At 68.7% G+C, this 18,385-nt stretch carries 16 protein-coding genes; 4 read left to right on the plus strand and 12 right to left on the minus strand.

Features of this window, described 5'->3' with window-relative positions:
- Nucleotide 1: 1 nt before the first annotated feature.
- Nucleotides 2-283 carry a hypothetical protein gene (locus tag VGC56_RS10835; RefSeq protein WP_464124914.1) on the minus strand — a complete coding sequence of 94 codons (282 nt, stop codon included), beginning with the start codon at nt 281-283 and terminating at the stop codon, nt 2-4.
- Here VGC56_RS10835 and VGC56_RS10840 point away from each other — a divergent pair.
- Nucleotides 282-2,321, plus strand: coding sequence for a TonB-dependent receptor plug domain-containing protein (locus VGC56_RS10840; RefSeq protein ID WP_464124915.1), 2,040 nt, complete (start codon nt 282-284; stop codon nt 2,319-2,321). The two genes, VGC56_RS10835 and VGC56_RS10840, sit on opposite strands and share 2 nt — an antisense overlap.
- 71 nt (nt 2,322-2,392) lie before the next feature.
- Here the strand turns inward: VGC56_RS10840 and aguB are convergent, their stop codons facing one another.
- Both aguB and VGC56_RS10850 read right to left on the minus strand, forming a co-directional pair.
- Nucleotides 2,393-3,256, minus strand: coding sequence for an N-carbamoylputrescine amidase (gene aguB, locus VGC56_RS10845; protein ID WP_464124916.1), 864 nt, complete (start codon nt 3,254-3,256; stop codon nt 2,393-2,395).
- A gap of 10 nt (nt 3,257-3,266) precedes the next feature.
- Entirely contained in the window at nt 3,267-4,244 is a 978-nt protein-coding gene (locus VGC56_RS10850; RefSeq protein ID WP_464124917.1) for an agmatine deiminase family protein, read from the minus strand.
- Between the two features lie 173 nt (nt 4,245-4,417).
- On the opposite strand from VGC56_RS10850, the gene VGC56_RS10855 reads away from it, so the two are divergent.
- Nucleotides 4,418-6,415, plus strand: a complete 1,998-nt coding sequence (locus VGC56_RS10855) for an alpha/beta hydrolase family protein (protein WP_464124918.1) — start codon at nt 4,418-4,420, stop codon at nt 6,413-6,415.
- A 93-nt stretch (nt 6,416-6,508) separates the two neighbouring features.
- Nucleotides 6,509-8,509 carry an alpha/beta hydrolase family protein gene (locus VGC56_RS10860; protein WP_464124919.1) on the plus strand — a complete coding sequence of 667 codons (2,001 nt, stop codon included), beginning with the start codon at nt 6,509-6,511 and terminating at the stop codon, nt 8,507-8,509.
- Between the two features lie 140 nt (nt 8,510-8,649).
- On the opposite strand, the gene rpsD is transcribed toward VGC56_RS10860, so the two are convergent.
- A complete protein-coding gene (gene rpsD / locus VGC56_RS10865; protein ID WP_464124920.1) occupies nt 8,650-9,264 on the minus strand; it encodes a 30S ribosomal protein S4 in 615 nt (204 codons plus the stop codon).
- A gap of 174 nt (nt 9,265-9,438) precedes the next feature.
- On the opposite strand from rpsD, the gene VGC56_RS10870 reads away from it, so the two are divergent.
- Nucleotides 9,439-9,750 carry a chorismate mutase gene (locus VGC56_RS10870; protein ID WP_464124921.1) on the plus strand — a complete coding sequence of 104 codons (312 nt, stop codon included), beginning with the start codon at nt 9,439-9,441 and terminating at the stop codon, nt 9,748-9,750.
- A 170-nt stretch (nt 9,751-9,920) separates the two neighbouring features.
- Here the strand turns inward: VGC56_RS10870 and VGC56_RS10875 are convergent, their stop codons facing one another.
- The 8 genes from VGC56_RS10875 to VGC56_RS10910 are packed head-to-tail and all read right to left on the minus strand — an operon-like array spanning nt 9,921 to nt 18,164.
- Nucleotides 9,921-10,643 (minus strand): RNA methyltransferase, encoded by a 723-nt coding sequence (locus tag VGC56_RS10875; protein WP_464124922.1) that lies wholly within the window; start codon nt 10,641-10,643, stop codon nt 9,921-9,923.
- A 41-nt stretch (nt 10,644-10,684) separates the two neighbouring features.
- A complete protein-coding gene (locus tag VGC56_RS10880) occupies nt 10,685-12,274 on the minus strand; it encodes an AMP-binding protein (RefSeq protein WP_464124923.1) in 1,590 nt (529 codons plus the stop codon).
- Entirely contained in the window at nt 12,271-12,663 is a 393-nt protein-coding gene (locus VGC56_RS10885; RefSeq protein WP_464124924.1) for a RidA family protein, read from the minus strand. Before VGC56_RS10885 ends, VGC56_RS10880 begins: the two co-directional genes overlap by 4 nt.
- The gene (locus VGC56_RS10890; protein ID WP_464124933.1) at nt 12,660-13,811 is read right to left on the minus strand and encodes an acyl-CoA dehydrogenase family protein; all 1,152 of its coding nucleotides are present in this window, start codon (nt 13,809-13,811) and stop codon (nt 12,660-12,662) included. Before VGC56_RS10890 ends, VGC56_RS10885 begins: the two co-directional genes overlap by 4 nt.
- Nucleotide 13,812: 1 nt before the next feature.
- Entirely contained in the window at nt 13,813-14,622 is an 810-nt protein-coding gene (locus VGC56_RS10895; protein ID WP_464124925.1) for an enoyl-CoA hydratase family protein, read from the minus strand.
- On the minus strand, nt 14,612-15,118 hold the full coding sequence (locus tag VGC56_RS10900; RefSeq protein ID WP_464124926.1) for a MarR family winged helix-turn-helix transcriptional regulator: 507 nt from the start codon (nt 15,116-15,118) through the stop codon (nt 14,612-14,614). Before VGC56_RS10900 ends, VGC56_RS10895 begins: the two co-directional genes overlap by 11 nt.
- Entirely contained in the window at nt 15,115-15,876 is a 762-nt protein-coding gene (locus tag VGC56_RS10905; RefSeq protein WP_464124927.1) for an SDR family NAD(P)-dependent oxidoreductase, read from the minus strand. Before VGC56_RS10905 ends, VGC56_RS10900 begins: the two co-directional genes overlap by 4 nt.
- Nucleotides 15,873-18,164 (minus strand): bifunctional salicylyl-CoA 5-hydroxylase/oxidoreductase, encoded by a 2,292-nt coding sequence (locus VGC56_RS10910; RefSeq protein ID WP_464124928.1) that lies wholly within the window; start codon nt 18,162-18,164, stop codon nt 15,873-15,875. Before VGC56_RS10910 ends, VGC56_RS10905 begins: the two co-directional genes overlap by 4 nt.
- Between the last annotated feature and the right edge of the window lie 221 nt (nt 18,165-18,385).

The raw sequence follows: 18,385 nt of genomic DNA on the forward strand, positions 1-18,385 counted from the left end.
CCTAAAAGCGGGTCTCCTCCGCGTCCAATTCGCGGAGGATGTCGCCGCGTTCGTCGCAGACGAAGGCGTGGCGGTAGAAATGCTGCCCGTGCCTGCCCTCTCCGCCCTCGGTGCCGGAGCGGAGGTCCTCTCTAAGCGCCTCATCCGTAACGCGTTCAGTGGAAATGCGCTTGCGCGGCTGCCACATTTGTAGCAGCACTTCCGACCTTGCGACGGGAGTATTGTGAATGCGCGCCAGCGGATCTTCGGCCTTTGTCGGCGCCGCTCTGTCGATGATATCCATGCCGGCGATCGCGCAATCGACAGGATCGGGTGCCCCTGGGGGCGGGCAGGCGAACGCGACGGCGGCGGCCAAGCGTGTCTACACCGCCGCTGACTTCGCGCGCTTCGCACCGAAGACGGCGTTCGACATGCTCACCCAGGTCCCGAGCTTCAGCATCCAGACCGCCGATACGAGCACCCGCGGCCTCGGCCAGGCGTCCGAAAACGTGCTGATCAACGGGCAGCGGATCACCAACAAATCGGGCGGGGCCGTCGACCAGTTGCAGCGAACGGCGGCATCGAATGTCGAGCGTATCGAGATCGTCGACGCGGCGAGCCTCGGCATTGCGGGGCTGTCGGGACAGGTCGCCAACGTCGTCCTCAAGCAGACCGCCAAGGCGTCCGGCCAGTTCGAATGGGATCCGACGATGCGCGCGCATTACGCCCGCCCCGAGTGGCTCGGCGGATCGGTGAGCTATTCCGGAAAGAGCGGGCCGCTCGATTATACCGTCTCGGCGCGGAACGGCGCGGGCCGGGGCGCCTATGGCGGCCCAGTCCTCATCTTCGACCGCAACGGCGTCCTGACCGAGAGCCGCAACGAGATCTACCATGGCGAATATGACGAGGCGAACGTCCAGGCGAAGTTCGGGCTCGCCGGGCCGGGATCGTCGACCGGCAACCTGACCCTCGGCTACACGCCTTACTGGAGCCCGGGCGACCTCAGGGACAGCCGGGTCCTCGCCGGCGGCGAGATCCGGCACCGGACCAACGTGCAGGCGGGCAACGGCTATCTGGCGGACATCAACGGCAATTACGAGTTCGCCCTCGGCCCCGGCCGCCTCAAGGTCATCGGCCTCACCCACTGGGAGCATAATCCGTCTGTCGCGACCCAGATCCTCACCTTCGACACGAGCGGCGCCGCGGCCCAGGGCAGCCGCTTCACGCGCGACAGCCACGTCCGCGAGACGATCGGACGCGGGGAATATCACTGGAGAAGCGGCAGGAACGATTGGCAGCTTTCGTTCGAGCGGGCTTTCAACTCGCTCGACCAGGTGGGCGGCCTGTACGGCCTCGACGCGAGCGGGTCGTTCGTCGCCGTGCCGTTTCCCGAAGGCACCGGCAAGGTGACCGAAACCCGTTACGAAGGTCTCGGCACGTTCAGCCGGGCGCTGCGACCGAACGTCAACCTCCAGGTCGCGGCCGGAGCGGAGACGTCCACCCTGGGACTGGTGGGTGGCGTCCAGCCACCGCGTCAATTCTTTCGTCCCAAGGGGAGCATCGACCTCGGTTGGCACCTCGCGAAGACATGGGACCTGAGCCTCAAGCTGCGCCGGCGGGTGGGGCAGATCAACTTCTCCGACTTCCTGTCCCAGGCGGTGCTGAGCCAGGACCGCACCAACGCGGGCAACGTGAACCTCGTGCCGCCGCAGAGCTGGGAATTCGAGACCGAGGTTACGCACGACCTCGGCCGCTGGGGCAAGACGCGGCTCAACCTTCATTATTATCGGGTGGAGGACATCGTCGATGTCATCCCGATCGGCGCGGACGGGCAGGGGATCGGCAATTTGCCACGCGCCGACCGGCTGGGGTTCGAGAGCAACAGCACCTTTCTGCTCGATCCGATCCATTGGACCGGCGCGAAACTGGACCTCACCCTCGGCGCGGAGCGGACCCGGGTGCGTGACCCGCTGACCGGCGGGGGACGAGAGATAAGCGGGGTGCGCGACCGCTGGATGAGCGCACAGGTGCGGCACGATGTTCCGCACACGCGGCTGGCTTGGAGCGCCTATGTCCAGTACAACCACTATTCCCGATATTATTACCTGACGGAGGTCTTCCGCAGCCTGGATCTGCCGTGGATCGCCGGCTTCTATGTCGAGGACAAGAACGTGCGCGGCCTCACGGTGCGGCTGTCGGTCGACAATGTGTTCAATGGCCGGCACCTGCTCGATCGGACGGTGTTCAACGGTTTCCGGGACCGCGCGCCGATCCTGTTCATGGAGAAGCACGACCAGCTGGTCGGACCGCTGTTTCGCCTTTCGGTGAAGGGCACCTTCTAGGATTCGGCGATGAGACGAGCGGCCGGGCCGAAGTCGGGCCGGCCATGGGCTTCCCGCCCGCGCCGGGTGGCTTAGACGTCCTGCGCCAAACGGCCGTACAGATCCGGCCGGCGGTCGCGGAAGAAGCCGAAGGCGGCGCGGTGTTTCTTTGCCTGGGTGAGGTCGAGCACGGCGTCGATGACGCCCGTCTCTTCGGCTCCGAATTCGGCGAGGATGTCGCCGCGTTCGTCGCAGATGAAGGAGTGGCCGTAGAAACGCTGCCCCGCGCCGTCTTCTCCCCCTTCCGTGCCGATGCGGTTGGCGGCGACGACGGGGACGACGTTCGAGACGGCGTGGCCGATCATGGCGCGGCGCCACATCCGGCTGGTGTCGAGGTCCGGATCGTGCGGCTCCGTGCCGATCGCGGTCGGGAAGAGCAGGATTTCGGCGCCGTCGAGCATGAGGGCGCGGGCGGTCTCGGGATACCATTGGTCCCAGCAGACCGCGGGGCCGACCTTGCCGTAGCGGGTCTTGTAGGTCTGGAAACCGGTGTTGCCGGGGCGGAAGTAGAATTTCTCGGAATAGCCCGGGCCGTCGGGGATATGGCTCTTGCGGTAGACGCCCATCACCTTGCCGTGGTCGTCGATCATGGCGAGGCTGTTATAATGGTGGTGGCCTTCCGCCTCGAAGAAGCTGGTGGGGATGTAGACGCCAAGCTCCTCCGCCAGCGCCTGCATGGCGAGCACGGCGGGGTGCTCGCCGACGGGCAGGGCTCGCGCGAAATGGCCCTCGTCGTGGCTGCGGCAGAAATAGGGGCCCTCGAACAATTCGGGGGGCAGGATGAGCTTCGCGCCGCGGCCGGCGGCCTCGCGCACAAGCTCGGAGACGGCGGCGATGTTCGCGTCGATGTCGTCCGTGAAGGCGAGCTGGAGGGCGGCGGCGTGGATCCTGGTCATGACCGGGCGCTCATGCGGGGACTTGCTGGCTGATGCAATGGAAGCTGCCGCCGCCGGTCAGGACATGGTCCGCGCGCAGGCCCACCGCCATCCGGTCCGGGAAGAGTTCGCCGATCGCGCGAACGGCTTCGGCGTCGTTTGGCGCGCCATATTGCGGGACGACCACGGCGGCGTTGCCGATGTAGAAGTTCATATAGGAGGCGGGGATGATCTCGCCCTCGCGGATGACGCGGCCGGGAGAGGGGATCGGCGCCACGTCGAGGCCGAACGCCCTGGCGCGTGCCCAGGCGTCGAGATAGGCGGCGGTGTTCGGATCGTCCTCGCCGGCCGGGGCGGGGATGGCGACTTTCCCTTCGGCGACGAAGCGGGCGAGATTGTCGACATGGCCGTCGGTATGGTCGTTCTCGAGGCCTTCGCCGAGCCAGAGGATGCGCCCGAGCCCGAGATCGTCGCGCAGCCGCGCCTCGATGTCCGGCTTGGACAGGCCCGGGTTGCGGTTGGGGTTCAACAGGCATTGCTCGGTGGTGACGGCGAGGCCGGTGCCGTCGACGTCGATCGCGCCGCCTTCGAGGATCCAGTCGTAGCGCGCGGCGTCGAGGGCGGCGGTTTCGGCGAGGCGGAGGCCGACGCTGTCGTCGCCTTCCAATTCGTACTTGCCGCCCCAGCCGTTGAAGCGGAAGCTCGCCGCGCTGCGGTGCGCGCCCTCCGTGACGACGATCGGCCCGGTGTCGCGCAGCCAGATGTCGCCGAACGGCTCCTGGACGATGGTGGCGAACGGCGCGAGCGCCCGGGCGGCGCGGGCCGCTGCGGGATCTGCGGCGACGAGGCGCACTTCCTCGCCTTGGCCGTCGGCCCAGATTGCGGCGGCGAAGGCGGCCACCTCTTCGCGGGCGGGCGCGAGATCGTCGACCCAGAGGTCTTCGTGGGTCGGAAAGCCGATCCAGACCCATGCATGGCGGGCCCATTCCGGCGGCTGGCGAAACGGCATGAGAGGCGGCTCCAACGGGGTCGGCGCGCCCGTAGCAGCGCCGCGCGCGCGAGGCAAAGGCTGTTGCGGGCGCGGTGACGGCGGGGCGACTTCGCGCTTGCGCGGCGGCCGGGCCTCTGCCAGCTTCGGGTGAGGGGGCTCCCGGGCGGGAGCTGAAGTCTTTGGGGCACATCATGAAAATGCTTTTCGCCGCGGCGTCCATTCTTGCGCTCGCTTGCCCGCCGGCCGCCGCGATGGCGCAGGCGCCTGCGGCCTCTCCCGCGCGCGATTCCGCCGCCCTCTTCGGCGCGCGCGAAGGCGTGCAGCAGATCAGCCTGTCGCCGGCGGGGAGCAAGATCGCGTTCATCGCGCCGCGCGAGCGCGGCCGGGGCAACGTCCTCTACGTCGTCGATGTGGCCGCCGGCGGGGTGCCCAAGGTGGTGATGACCTCGACCGGCGATCCGGAGCAGCTGACTTCGTGCCACTGGGTTTCGGAGCAGCGGCTGGCCTGCAACGTCTACATGCTGGTCAAGAGCGCGACCGACTTGCTGCCGGCCTCACGGCTGGTCGCGGCCGACATCGACGGCGGCAATTTGAAGCTGCTCAGCAACCCGATGCGGTCCGACGACCTGTCGGTCTCGCTCGGCGGCGGCCAAGTGATCGACTGGTCGACCGGAGACGACGGCACGGTGCTGGTCGGCCGCTATTTCGTGCCGGCCGAGCGCACCGGCTCGCACCTTTCCGACAGCCGCGAGGGCTATGGCGTCGACCGGCTCGACACGCGGACGCTGAGCGCCCACGCGGTGGAACCGCCCAAGACGAATGCCGCGGAATATATCACCGACGGGCGCGGCACGGTCCGCATCATGGGCATGGCGAAGGTGACCGGCGACGGCCAAGACAAGGGCATCGTCGACTATTCCTACCGGGCCAAGGGCTCGCGCGATTGGAAGCGGCTCTCCACCTACGATTCGAACAACGGCGAGGGCTTCAATCCTTATGCCGTCGATCCCGACAAGGACCTCGCCTACGGGCTCAAGAAGAAGGACGGGCGCGTCGCGGCCTATTCCGTGGCGCTTGACGGCAGCGGCACGGAAACCTTGCTCTACGCCCACCCGGTGGTCGATGTGGACGGCTTCGTGCGGATCGGGCGCAACCGCCGAGTGGTCGGCGTCACCTTCTCCACCGACAAGAGGCAGGCCGTCTATTTCGACCCGGCGCTGAAGGGCCTCGCAGCCGCCCTGTCGAAGGCGCTGCCCAATTTGCCGCTCGTCGAGTTCGTCGATTCAAGCGCCGACGAGAGCAAGCTGGTGCTGTGGGCGGGGAGCGACACCGATCCCGGCCGCTACTATTTGTTCGACAAGGCCAGCAAGCATCTGGGCGAGCTGATGCTGAGCCGGCCCGAGCTCGAGAATGCCAAGCTCGCGGCGGTTCGCCACATCACCTACAGAGCGGCGGACGGCACCGAGATTCCGGCCTATCTGACCCTGCCGCCGGGCAGCGACGGCAAGAAGATCGCGGCCATCGTCATGCCCCACGGCGGACCGGCCTCGCGCGACGAATGGGGCTTCGACTGGCTGCCGCAATATTTCGCGAGCCGGGGCTATGCGGTACTCCAGCCCGAATTCCGGGGCTCGACCGGCTATGGCGACGGCTGGTTCGAGAAGAACGGCTTCCAGTCGTGGCGTGTGGCGATCGGCGACGTCGACGATGCCGGCCGCTGGCTGGTGTCGCAGGGCATCGCCGATCCGGCCAAGCTCGCCATCCTCGGCTGGTCCTATGGCGGCTATGCGGCGCTGCAGGCCAACGTGCTGGATCCCAACCTGTTCAAGGCCGCTGTGGCGATCGCGCCGGTCACCGACCTCGCCATGCGCAAGGCGGAATGGGCGGGCTTCAGCATCCACAAGATCGTCTCGGACGAGGTCGGCTCAGGGCCCCACGTGCGCGAGGGCTCGCCCGCCCAGAATGCGGACAAGATTACGGCGCCGGTGCTGATCTTCCACGGCGACATGGACCGCAATGTCGGCGTCCAGCAATCGCGCGTGATGGCGGACCGCCTGCGGAGCGCGGGCAAGAGCGTCGAACTGGTCGTCTATCCCAAGCTCGACCATCAGCTCGACGATGCCGACAGCCGCGCCGACATGCTGCGCAAAGCGGACGCGTTCCTGCGGGCATCGATGAAGATGCCGTAGGGGAGCACCGGCTTTTTTAATTAAGGTTGCGACGGAATGGGACGTCTGCCAGCGTGGCGCCGGGATATTGGGTTCAAGCCCTTGGGGATCAACATGAAAAGGCTTCTTTCCGCGGTTTCCGCACTCGCCTTGCTGCCGCTCGCCGGCGAGGCTTCCGCGCAGGCGCCCGCGGCCGGCGCGCAGCGCTTGGACGACGCCAGCTTGTTCGGCGCGCGGCAGGGCGTGCGGCAGATCAGCCTCTCGCCAGGCGGCACGAAGGTGGCCTTCATCGCCCCCGGCAAGGGGCAGGGCAACGCACTCTACGTGGTGGACGCGGCGGGCGGAAAGGCGCCGACGCCGGCGCTGGTCGCGAGCGGCGATCCCGACCACATCGAAACGTGCGGCTGGGTGTCCGAGGATCGGCTCGCCTGCGACATCCACATCCTTGTCAAAGGCGCCATCGAGATCATGCCGGCGAGCCGGGTCGTCGCCGTCGATGCGAACGGCGAGAATAGTAAGCTGCTCAGCAATCACGAGAGATCCGATACCGTCGACAATCCGGTACTCGGCGGCGGAGCAGTGATCGATTGGCTGGGCGGTGACGGTGCCGTATTGATCGGCCGCCTCTACGTCCCGCTGGAGCGGCTCGGATCGAACCTCAAGGACAATCGCAGCGGCTATGGCGTCGACCGGCTCGACACGCGCAGCCTTGCGACGAAGGAGATCGAGCCGCCAAAGCCCGCCGCCGTCGACTATTTGAGCGACGGACGCGGCAACATCCGCATCATGGAAACGGCGACGAGCCCCGGCGCCACCGGGCAGGTGACGGGCATCTACGATTATTTCTACCGCAAGAAGGGTTCGCGAGAGTGGTTGAGCCTCAGCACGTGGGACGACGTGCGCCGCGAGGGCTTTCAAGCCCAGACGGTCGATGTCGACAAGGATGTGGTCTACGGCGTCCGCAAGAAGGACGGCCGCCTCGCCGCTTACGCGATCACGCTCGACGGCGGCAAGGCGGAGACACTGGTCTACGCCCACCCGCAGGTCGATGTGGACGGCTTCGTCGGCATCGGCCGCAGCCGCCGCCCGGTCGGCGTCACCTTCGCCACGGACAAGCGCCGCGTCGTCTATTTCGACCCGCAGCTCCAGAGTCTCGCCAGGAACCTGTCCAGGGCGCTGCCGAACCTGCCGTTGGTCTATTTCCTCGACTCCTCGAGCGATGAGACGAAGCTCCTGCTTTGGGCCGGCAGCGATATCGATCCGGGCCGCTACTACGTGTTCGACAAGGCTACGAAGCACCTTTCCGAGCTGATGCTGACACGGCCGGAGCTGGAGAACGCCAAGCTCGCCTCGGTGCGCCACATCATTTATCGCGCCGCCGACGGTACTGAGGTGCCCGCCTATCTGACGCTGCCGCCCGGGAGTGAGGGGAAGAAGCTCGCGGCGCTCGTGATGCCGCACGGCGGGCCGGAGTCACGCGACGAATGGGGCTTCGACTGGTTGGCGCAATATTTCGCCAGGCAGGGCTATGCCGTGCTGCAGCCGGAATATCGCGGCTCGCAGGGTTATGGGGACGCCTGGTTCAAGAAGAACGGCTTCAAATCGTGGCGCGCCGCAATCGGCGACATCAACGACGCCGGGCGCTGGCTGGTCGCGCAGGGCATCGCCGATCCGGGCAAGCTCGGCATCTTCGGCTGGTCCTATGGCGGCTATGCGGCGCTGCAGGCCAACGTGGTCGATCCCAAGCTGTTCAAGGCGGTGGTGGCGGTGGCGCCGGTCGCCGACCTGCCGAGCCTCACCGAGGAATGGCGCAACTGGACGAACCACCGGATCGAGGTCGAGCGGATCGGCACCGGCTCCGAGCCGCGCGAAGGTTCGCCAGCCCAGCATGCCGACGCGTTCATCGCGCCCGTCCTGCTCTTTCACGGCGACCGCGACCGCACCTTCAACGTTCACCAGTCGCAGTTGATGGCGAGCCGCCTCAAGGGCGCGGGCAAGAGCGTCGACCTCGTCGTCTATCCCAAGCTCGACCACCCGCTCGACGACAGCGAGGCGCGCGCCGACATGCTCCGCAAGGCGGACGCGTTCCTGAAGGCGAACCTGCACAACCAATAGGGGCGAGAGGGGGACAGTCTATCTGACTGTCCCCGTTCAGGCCGCGGCGGGGACAGCCAGATAGGCTGTCCCCGAAACCGCAAAAAAGGGCGGCTCCCGCTTGGGAACCGCCCCTTTTCTTGGCCGCTAAGGCCGCCGGATCAGCGCGAGTAGAACTCGACGACCAGGTTCGGCTCCATGCGGACCGGGTAGGGCACCTCGTCGAGCGTCGGCACGCGGACGAAGGTGGCGCGGGCGGTGCCGTCCGGCGAGACGTAATCGGGAATGTCGCGCTCGGCGAGGCTCTGCGCTTCCATGACCAAAGCCATCTGCTGGGCCTTGGGGCCGAGCTCGATGAGGTCGCCGACGTTGACCCGGCGCGAGGCGATGTTGCACTTGACGCCGTTGACGCGGATGTGGCCGTGGCTGACGATCTGGCGGGCCGCCCAGATGGTCGGCGCGAACTTGGCGCGGTAGACGATCATGTCGAGGCGGCGCTCGAGCAGGCCGATGAGGTTCTGGCCGGTATCGCCCTTCATCCGCGCAGCCTCGGTGTAGGTGCGCTTGAACTGCTTCTCGGTGACGTCGCCGTAATAGCCCTTGAGCTTCTGCTTGGCGCGCAGCTGGATGCCGAAATCGGACATCTTGCCCTTGCGGCGCTGGCCGTGCTGGCCGGGGCCGTATTCGCGCTTGTTGACGGGGCTCTTGGGCCGTCCGAAGACGTTCTCGCCCATGCGGCGGTCGAGTTTGTACTTGGCGCTGCTGCGCTTGCTCATGTCGGGTCCAATCTGCTTGTTATGCTGCTTCCCGGAACCGCACCGCCTGGACAGGTTTCCAGACGCGGCTGCCGCTTCACCGGGGTGCGGAGCCAATTGCGAAGGCGGCGACATGGCCGCTGGAGCCCGATAAGTCAACCTCGACAGGGGGCTTTGCCGCGCTAAAGAGGCCCCATGGACGAAGAGCGGGTGAAGCCGGCGGACTGCCGGACCATGGCCGAGGTACGGCACGGGGTGGACCGGCTGGACGAGGCGATCGTCGCGCTGATCGCCGAACGCTTCCGCTACATGGACGCCGCCGCCCGCATCAAGCCCGAGCGCGGCCATGTCCGCGACGAGGCGCGCAAGGCTGAGGTGATCGGTAACGTCGTCAGCCGCGCAGAGGCCGAGGGTGCGCCGCCGCCGGTGCTGGCCGAGGTGTACGAGAAGCTGGTCGAGGGCTCGATCGCCTACGAGTTCGACCAGTTCGACACGATGCGGGGGTAACTTCTGCCTCCCCATGCGCAGCATGGGGAGGGGGACCAGCGAAGCTGGCGGAGGGGTATTTCCAGCCGCCGAGTTGGAGGATCGCTGGTCCCGCCGCCGATCTTGCCAATACCCCTCCACCACCTTCGGTGGTCCCCCTCCCCATCGTTCCGATGGGGAGGCAAGGAGGGTCACCGCGGCCGCGGGTTGACGAGGGCGCGGATCATGCCGCGCAGGGCCTGGACCTCGCGGTTGGACCAGCCGGCCTTGGTGAGGATGGTGCGCATCGTGTTCTTCGTCGCCGGGATGCGGTCGGGCGGGTGGTAATAGCCGGCGGCCTCCAGGGCGCCGTCCAATTGGCCGATCAGCCCCTCGAGCTGGGCCTGGGTCGCCCGCGGCTCGCGCTCGTCGCCTTCCGTCGGCACCATCAGCGCCTCGTGCTTCGACCATTCGTAGGCGACGAGGATCACCGCCTGGGCCAGGTTCAGCGAGCGGAATTCGGGGTTGATCGGCACCGTGAGGATTTTCCCGGCGATTGCCACCTCGTCCGTCTCCAGCCCCGAGCGCTCGGCACCGAACAGGAAGGCGGAGCGCTCCGGCCAGGTGCGGATCTCGCGCGCCGCTTCCTCCGGCGTCACCACCGGCATGACGAGGCCGCGCTTGCGGACCGTGGTCGCATAGACGTGGGGGATGTCGTGCACGGCCTCGGCAACGGTGTCGAACACCTGCGCCCGTTCCAGCACCAGGTCCGCGCCCGAGGCGGCGGGGCCGGCGGACGGGTTCGGCCAGCCGTCGCGCGGAGACACCAGGCGCAGGTCGGTGAGCCCGAAGTTCAGCATCGCCCGCGCCGCCTTGCCGATATTCTCGCCCAGCTGCGGGCGGACGAGGACGATGGCGGGGGCGGCAGCGGTCATGGCGAGGCGCCTAGCGAAAGGACGGCCGAAGAGCCAGCAGGCTAACCCCGCAGGGCGAAGCGCTGGAGCTTGCCGGTGGCGGTCTTGGGCAAGCCGGCGACGAACTCAAGGTCGCGGGGGTATTTGTAGGGCGCGATGGTCGCCTTGACGTGGTCTTGCAGGGTGCGGGCGAGGGCGGGCCCGGGTTCGTGGCCGGCCGCGGGGACGACGAAGGCCTTTACCCGCTGGCCCCGCTCTTCGCAGGGGATGCCGATCACCGCGCATTCGGCGACGGCGGGGTGGGCGTAGAGGGCGTTCTCCACCTCCGGCGCGGCGATGTTGTAGCCGGAGGAAACGATCATGTCGTCGGAGCGGGCGACGTACCAGAAATAGCCGTCATCATCCTCGCGGTAGGTGTCGCCGGTGAGGTTCCAGCCGCCTTCGACATAGGCCGACTGGCGCGGGTCGTCGAAATAGCGACAGCCGGTGGGGCCCTTCACCGCGAGGCGGCCGGGGGCGTGGAGAAAAGGCTTGCCGTCCGGGTCGAGGACGCAGGCGCGGTAGCCCGGCACGGCCTTGCCGGTGGCGCCGGGGCGGATGGCATCGCCGCTCGCCGAGATGAAGATGTGCATCATCTCGGTCGCGCCGATGCCGTCGACGATGCGGACACCGGTCGCGCCCTGCCACGCCTGCCAGGTGGCGGCGGGGAGGTGCTCGCCGGCGGAGACGCAGGTGCGCAGGGACCCGATGTCGTGCTCGGGGAGCATGGCGAGCATAGCTTTGTAGGCAGTGGGGGCGGTGGCGAGAATGGTGACGCGGTGCCTCCCGATCGCCTCCAGCAGGACTTTGGGCGACGGTTGCTCGACGGTCACTGCGGTCCCCCCGAAGCGCCAGGGGAAGACCAGCGACATGCCGAGGCCGAAGGTGAAGGCGATCGGCGCCGAACAGGCCCAGCGGTCCGCAGGCCCCGGCCGGAGGATGTGGCGGGCGAAGCTGTCGGCGGAGGCGAGGATGTCGCGGTGATAGTGGACGCAGCCCTTGGGCTGGCCGGTGGTGCCCGAGGTGAAGGCGATCATCGCCACGTCGTCGCGGTGGGTGTCGGCGGCGGGGAAGCCGGCCTGGATGCGCTCCAGCCGGGTTTCGAGGGCGCCGCCGCCCGTGTCGCCGCTATAGGTGAGGAGGGAGCGGATGAGGCCGGTCGCGTCGGCGGCGGCGCGGAAATCGTCGAGGCAGCGTTCGTCGACAATGGCGTGGTGGACCTGGGCGCGGTCGATGAGCGTGGCGAGCTCGCCGGCGCGGAGCAGCGGCATGGTGGTGACGAGGATGCCGCCCGCCTTCAGCACGCCGAGCCAGGCGGCGAACAGCATCGCCCCGTTCGGACCGCGCAGCAGCACACGGTTGCCGGGCACGAGCCCCTCTTCCTCGACGAGGAGGCAGGCGATGCGGTCGGAGAGGGCGCGCATCTCGCCGTAGGTCCAGGCGCCGGCGTCGTTGACGAGGGCGAGGCCGTCGCCGGGTGCGCGGTCGATCAGCTCGACCGCAGCGTTGAGGCGGTCGGGATAGCGGAGCTCCGGGAGGTCGAAGAGGAATTCGGGCTGCGCCTCCGGCGGCGGAAGGCGGTCCCGGACGAAGGTGTCGATGTGGGCTGTCACTCGGGCACCACCGCCATCGCTTCGATCTCGATGCGCGCGGCCGGCTCGACGAGGCCGGTGACGCCGACCACCGCCATGGCAGGATAGGTGCGGCCCATCGCCTCGCGCCAGATCGCGCCGATCTCGGGCAGCGCGGCGCGATATTCGTCGAGGTCGACGACGTACCAGGTCATCCGCACGACATGCTCAGGCCCTGCGCCGGCTTCGGCGAGAATCTCGAGGATGTTGGCGAGCACCTGGCGCAGCTGGGCGGGCAGATCGGGCGCGACGATCCGCTCCGCCGCGTCCCAGCCGATCACGCCGGCGGTGATGACCAGCCGCCCCTTCTCCGTCACCCCGTTCGAATAGCCCTTGGGCCGCGGCCAGCCGGGGGGGAGGAGCGTCTTCATGGCCTGTGCTCCGCAAGGTGGTGGCGCGCGATGATTATCTTCTGCACTTCGGAGGCGCCCTCGTAGATGCGCAGCGCGCGGATCTCACGGTAGAGCCGCTCGACGACCACGCCTTTGGTGACGCCGAGGCCGCCGAACATCTGCACCGCCTTGTCGATGACGCTCTGCGCGCTGTCGGTGGCGTGGAGCTTGGCGAGGGCCGCCTCGCGGCTGTTGCGGCGGCCCATCACGTCCCTGAGCCAGGCGGCGCGGTAGACGAGGAGGGCAGAGGTCTCGACGTCGAGCACCATCTCGGCGAGTTTCGACTGGGTGACCGGATTGTCGGCGAGGGTGCCGCCGCCGAGCGGGCGGGCGAGGGCGCGGTGCGTCGCCTCCTCCAGCGCCCGCTTCGCGAAGCCGAGCGCGGCGGCGCCGACCGTGGTGCGGAAGACGTCGAGCGTCGCCATCGCCTGCTGGAAGCCGCGGCCGCGCTCGCCGAGGACAGCGGTGGCGGGAAGGCGCATGTCGGAGAAGCGCAGGGTGGCGAGCGGGTGCGGGGCGAGGGTGGCGATGCGTTCGCTGTCGTCGAGGCCGGGCGTCCGCTGGTCGACGACGAACGCGGAGAGACCCTTCGCTCCCGGCGCCTCCCCGGTGCGGGCGAAGACGACGTAGAAATCGGCGATGCCGCCGTTGGAGATGAAGGTCTTGTCGCCGTTCAGCACATAGGCGCCGTCCGCCGCCGGTTCGGCGCGCGTGTCGATGCGGGCGACGTCGGAGCCGGACTCCGGCTCGGTCAGCGCGAACGCGGCGATCATCTCTCCCCGTGCCACGGCCGGGAGATAGGCGGCCTTCTGCGCGTCCGTGCCGAACAGCGAGATAGCTCCGGAGCCGAGCCCCTGCATCGCGAAGGCGAAGTCGGCGAGCCCGTCATGGCGGGCCAGCGTCTCGCGGATCAGCGCGAGCGAGCGCACGTCCATCCGGCCCGCGTCGTCGGGGATGCAGTGCCGGAGCCAGCCGCCGTCACCGAGGCGCCGCACCAGGCTGCGGCAGGCGGCGTCGACATCGTCGGGCTCCTCGTCCGTCAGCTCCGCCTCGCACCAGGCCTCAAGCTCCCGCGCCAACACGCGATGCCGCTCCTCGAAGAACGGCCAGTCGAGGAAGTCCTTCATGTCAGTCACCTTCGAACTCTGGCGTCCGTCTGGCCGCAAAGGCTTCGTAGGCGCGGCGGAAGTCGTTGGTGGCCATGCAGAGGGCCTGGGCCTGGGCCTCCATCTCGATCGCGGTTTCGAGGCTGACGTTCCACTCCTGGTTGAGCTGGGTCTTGGTGATGCCGTGCGCGAAATTGGGCCCCTTCGCGAGCTCCCGGGCGAGGGCGTGGGCTTTGGCAAGGAGGTCGGCCGGTTCGACGAGACGGTTGTAGAAGCCCCACCGCTCGCCCTCCTCGGCGCTCATGAAACGGCCGGTGAAGAGCAGTTCGGCCGCCCGACCCTGCCCGACGATGCGCGGCAGGATAGCGCAGGCGCCCATGTCGCAGCCGGCAAGGCCGACCTTGGAGAACAGGAAGGCGGTGCACGCGGCAGGGGTGGCGAGGCGGAGGTCGGAGGCCATGGCGACGATCGCGCCGGCGCCGGCGCAGATGCCGTCGACGGCGGCGACGATCGGCTGCGGGCAGGCGCGCATCGCCTTAACGAGGTCGCCGGTCATGCGGGTGAAATCGAGCAGCTCGGGGATCGCCATGCGGGTCAGCGGCGCGATGATGTCGTGGACGTCGCCGCCCGAGCTGAAATTGCCGCCGGCCCCCCCGACCACCACCGCCTTCACAGCCCGCACCGAGATGAGGGCGCGGAAGGTGTCGCGCAGCTCGGCATAGCTTTCGAAGGTGAGCGGGTTCTTCCGCTCCGGCCGATTGAGCGTGATCGTCGCCACGCCCTCCTCGAAGCGCCAGAGGAAGTGGGTGGGGGCGAAGCTGTCAGGGTCCATCGGCGGTTCCGATCCGGGGGGCGTGGGAGAGGGAGAGCTTGAGGCGGCCGAGGCTGTCGTGGAGCGCGCGCCGGTCGCCGGCGTCGAGGCCGGCGAGGAGGGTCTCGATCCAGCCATGGTGGGCGGTGGCCATGGTTTCGAAGGCGGCGGCCCCCTTGTCGGTGAGGCGGACCCGGGTGGCGCGGCGGTCGGAGGGGAGGGGCTCGACCTCGACCAGGCCGTCGGCCGCGAGTCCGCGGACGAGGCCGGTGACGTTGCCGTTGGAGACGAGGAGGGCGCGGGAAAGCTCGCCCATCGTCATTCCGTCCCGCCGCCGCTCGAGCGCCGCCAGCACGTCGAAGCGGGGGAGGGTGGTGCCGAACGTGCCCGCGAGGCCGCGCTGGACCTGCTTCTCGATCGCCATCGTGCAGCTCAGCAGCCGCAGCCAGACGCTGACGCTCATCGGGCCGCCGAGGGCGCCGTCATGCTTCTCCGGGATTGGGAGCGGATGGTTCATGCCGGCTCGCTCCCGTCGACGACGATCGCCTGGCCGGTGACGGCGGCGCTTTCGGGGAGGCACAGGGCGAGGACGGCTGCGGCGACCTCCCGTGGGGTGACGAGGCGGCCGGTGGGGTTGAGCGCCGCCAGCGCCTGGCGCGCCGCGTCAGGGGTTCGCCCGGTCTTGTCTGTAATCGCGGCGACGGAGCGGTCGAGCAGGGGCGTATCGGTGAAGCCGGGGCAGACGGCGTTCACCGTCACCCGCGTGTCCCTGAGCTCGGCGGCGAGGGCGCGGGTGAGGCCGAGGGCGCCGTGCTTCGCGGCCGTATACGCGGCGGCATAGGCGAAGCCCTCGAGGGCGGCGGTCGAAGCGATGGTGACGATGCGCCCGGCGTCTGCTGCGAGCAGGTCGGGAAGCGCCGCCTGGCAGCAATGGAGGAGGGCGTCGAGGTTCACCGCCATGGTGCTGCGCCACAGCTCCCGGGTGAGCTTCGCGAAGGGCGCGGTGTCGGCGGTGCCGGCATTGTTGACGAGGATGGTGACGGGGCCGTGGGCGGCGCGGGCGGTGGCGAAGGCCGCTTGCACCTGCTCGGCATCGGTAACGTCGGCTTCGGCGAAGGCGGCGGAGGAGAGGGCTTTCGCCGTTTCCTCCAGCGGTTCGCGGCGGCGGCCGATGAGGGTCAGCTTAGCGCCCTCCGCGGCCAAAGCCCCGGCGATGGCGGCGCCGATCCCCGTACCGCCGCCGGTGATGAGGGCGTGGTGGTGGCGGAGCCTCACGGCTTCAGCTCAGCATCCCGCGCCATGTTGCGCGCCAGTTGCGCCATGCCGCCGAGATAGGGCGGGGGGACATGGACGCCCCGGTGGCCGTGCTGGGCGGCGGCGCGCAGCGTCCACATCGGGTCGATCAGGTGGGGGCGCGCGAGCGCGACGAGGTCGGCGCGGCCGGCGGCGAGGATCGAATTGACGTGGTCCGGCTCGTAGATGTTGCCGACGGCGATGGTTGCGACGCCGCCTTCGTTGCGGACCTGGTCGGAGAAGGGGGTCTGGAACATGCGGCCGTAGACGGGGCGGCTGTCGGCCCAGGTCTGGCCGGCGGAGACGTCGATGAGATCGGCGCCCGCCTCGGTAAAGGCGCGGCCGATCTCCACCGCTTCGTCCGGCGTCACGCCGGCCTCGCCCATCCAGTCGTTGGCCGAGATGCGGACCGACATCGGCCTTCCCGCCGGCCACGCCGCGCGCATGGCGCGGAAGACTTCGAGCGGGAAACGGAGGCGGTTGGCGAGGCTGCCGCCATAGTCGTCGGTCCGACGGTTGGTGAGCGGGGTGATGAAGCTCGACAGGAGGTAGCCGTGGGCGGCGTGGAGCTCGACCATGTCGAAACCGGCCCGATCGCCGCGGCGGACGGCGGCGACGAACTGTTCAACCACGGCATCCATGTCCTCGCCCGTCATTGGCCGCGGCACCTGGTTCTGCGGCGACCACGCCGTGTCGGATGCGGCCATGACGGGCCAGTTGCCGGTGTCGAGCGGGACGTCATAGCCTTCCCAGCCGACTTTGGTGCTGCCCTTGGGCCCCGAGTGGCCAAGCTGCAGGCAGAATTTGGCGCGGCTGTGGGCGTGCACGAAATCGACGATCCGCCGCCAGCCGGCGGCCTGTTCCTCGCTCCACAGGCCCGTGCAGCCGGGGGTGATCCGCGCCTCAGGCGAGACGCAGGTCATCTCGGTGTAGAGGAGCCCGGCGCCGCCCTGGGCGCGGGTGCCGTAATGAACGAGGTGGAAGTCGTTCGGCACGCCGTCCGTCGCCGAATACATCGCCATCGGCGAGACGACGACGCGGTTGTCGAGGATGAGGTCGCGCAGGCGGAACGGCGCGAACATCGGCGGCGCGGGGTCGTTCACCGCGCGGCCTGCCGCCTTCGACTGGAACCAGCGCTCGACGCCTTCCAGCCAGGGCTTGTCGCGCAGGCGCAGATTCTCGTGGCTGACGCGCTGCGAGCGGGTGAGGAGGGAGTAAGCGAACTGGATCGGCTCGAAGTGCAGGTAGCGCTCCAGCGTCTCGAACCATTCGGTCGAGTTGCGGGCCGAATTCTGGAGCTTCAGCACCTCGAGGTTTCGCTCCGCCTGATATTCGTCGAGCGCCTGCTCGCGGGACAGGCCGGGGCGGTTCAGCACTTCGGCGAGCTTGATCGCGTCCTCGAGCGCGAGCTTGGTGCCGGAGCCGATCGAGAAATGGGCGGTGTGGGCGGCGTCGCCGAGCAGGACGAGATTGCGGTACGACCAGCGGTCGCAGACGATGCGGCGGAACTGGAGCCACGCCTGCGGGCCGGGCAGGTGGCGGGCGTTGGACTCGAGCGGGTGGCCGTCGAGATAGCGCGCGAAGATGCGCTCACACAGCGCGATCGCCGCGTCCTGCTCCATCCGGTCGAGGCCGAGCTTCGTCCAGGTCTCCGGCGCCATCTCGACGATGAAGGTCGAGAGTCCCTCGCCGAAGCGATAGGCGTGCGCCCACACCCAGCCGGCTTCGGTGTCCTCGAAGGCGAAGGTGAAGGCTTCGAAGACCTTGGTCGTGCCGCACCAGAAGAAGCGGTTCTTCCGCAGCTGGATGTCGACCCCGAAATGCTCTTCATAGGCGGTGCGGATGCGGCTGTTGGCGCCGTCGGCCGCGATGACGAGGTCGTAGCCCGACCAGGCATTGAGGTCGGCGCTCGCCTCCTGGTCGAAGTGGAGGTCCACCCCCAACTCGCGCGCCCTTTCCTGCAGGATGGCGAGCAGGCGCTTGCGGCCGATGCCGATGAAGCCGTGGCCGGACGAGCGGATCGTCTCGCCCCGCAGATGGACCTCGATATCGTCCCAATGGGCGAATTCGTCCCGGATGGCGGTGCCCGAGACGGAGTCGTTGGCCATCAGATTCTCGACGGTCTGGTCGGAGAAGACGACGCCCCAGCCGAACGTGTCGTCGGCGCGGTTGCGCTCGAAGAGGTCGATCTCGTGCGCCGGATCGCGCAGCTTCATCGAAATCGCGAAATAGAGCCCGGCGGGCCCGCCGCCCAGGCAAGCGATCCGCATCGCCCTCTCCTTTCCGGACGGGGTAGGGCGACGGCGCGTGGGAGGCAACCACCCTCCGTCATCGCGGCGGACGCCGGGATCTCGTGGGGTGAAGAACGCGGCGCCTGTGTCTCCCTGAGATCGCGGCGTTCGCCGGGATGACGGAAGAGGGGGATGGGGCTAGAATGGACACTTCGAGTGGGAGGCCGAGGGTGAAAAGCGCGATCTTTGCCGGTGCGGCG

Origin of the sequence: Allosphingosinicella sp., assembly GCF_036403745.1 — a bacterium.
Classification (GTDB): Bacteria; Pseudomonadota; Alphaproteobacteria; order Sphingomonadales; family Sphingomonadaceae; genus Allosphingosinicella.

What these genes read in the sequence shown, in the direction of transcription:
- rpsD (WP_464124920.1), bottom strand. Translation starts at nt 9,264, where the DNA reads ATGAGCAAGCGCAGCAGCGCCAAGTACAAACTCGACCGCCGCATGGGC.
- VGC56_RS10910 (WP_464124928.1), bottom strand. Translation starts at nt 18,164, where the DNA reads ATGCGGATCGCTTGCCTGGGCGGCGGGCCCGCCGGGCTCTATTTCGCG.
- VGC56_RS10835 (WP_464124914.1), bottom strand. Translation starts at nt 283, where the DNA reads ATGGATATCATCGACAGAGCGGCGCCGACAAAGGCCGAAGATCCGCTG.
- VGC56_RS10875 (WP_464124922.1), bottom strand. Translation starts at nt 10,643, where the DNA reads ATGACCGCTGCCGCCCCCGCCATCGTCCTCGTCCGCCCGCAGCTGGGC.
- aguB (WP_464124916.1), bottom strand. Translation starts at nt 3,256, where the DNA reads ATGACCAGGATCCACGCCGCCGCCCTCCAGCTCGCCTTCACGGACGAC.
- VGC56_RS10900 (WP_464124926.1), bottom strand. Translation starts at nt 15,118, where the DNA reads ATGAACCATCCGCTCCCAATCCCGGAGAAGCATGACGGCGCCCTCGGC.
- VGC56_RS10860 (WP_464124919.1), top strand. Translation starts at nt 6,509, where the DNA reads ATGAAAAGGCTTCTTTCCGCGGTTTCCGCACTCGCCTTGCTGCCGCTC.
- VGC56_RS10885 (WP_464124924.1), bottom strand. Translation starts at nt 12,663, where the DNA reads ATGAAGACGCTCCTCCCCCCCGGCTGGCCGCGGCCCAAGGGCTATTCG.
- VGC56_RS10840 (WP_464124915.1), top strand. Translation starts at nt 282, where the DNA reads ATGCCGGCGATCGCGCAATCGACAGGATCGGGTGCCCCTGGGGGCGGG.
- VGC56_RS10850 (WP_464124917.1), bottom strand. Translation starts at nt 4,244, where the DNA reads ATGCCGTTTCGCCAGCCGCCGGAATGGGCCCGCCATGCATGGGTCTGG.
- VGC56_RS10870 (WP_464124921.1), top strand. Translation starts at nt 9,439, where the DNA reads ATGGACGAAGAGCGGGTGAAGCCGGCGGACTGCCGGACCATGGCCGAG.
- VGC56_RS10855 (WP_464124918.1), top strand. Translation starts at nt 4,418, where the DNA reads ATGAAAATGCTTTTCGCCGCGGCGTCCATTCTTGCGCTCGCTTGCCCG.
- VGC56_RS10890 (WP_464124933.1), bottom strand. Translation starts at nt 13,811, where the DNA reads ATGAAGGACTTCCTCGACTGGCCGTTCTTCGAGGAGCGGCATCGCGTG.
- VGC56_RS10895 (WP_464124925.1), bottom strand. Translation starts at nt 14,622, where the DNA reads ATGGACCCTGACAGCTTCGCCCCCACCCACTTCCTCTGGCGCTTCGAG.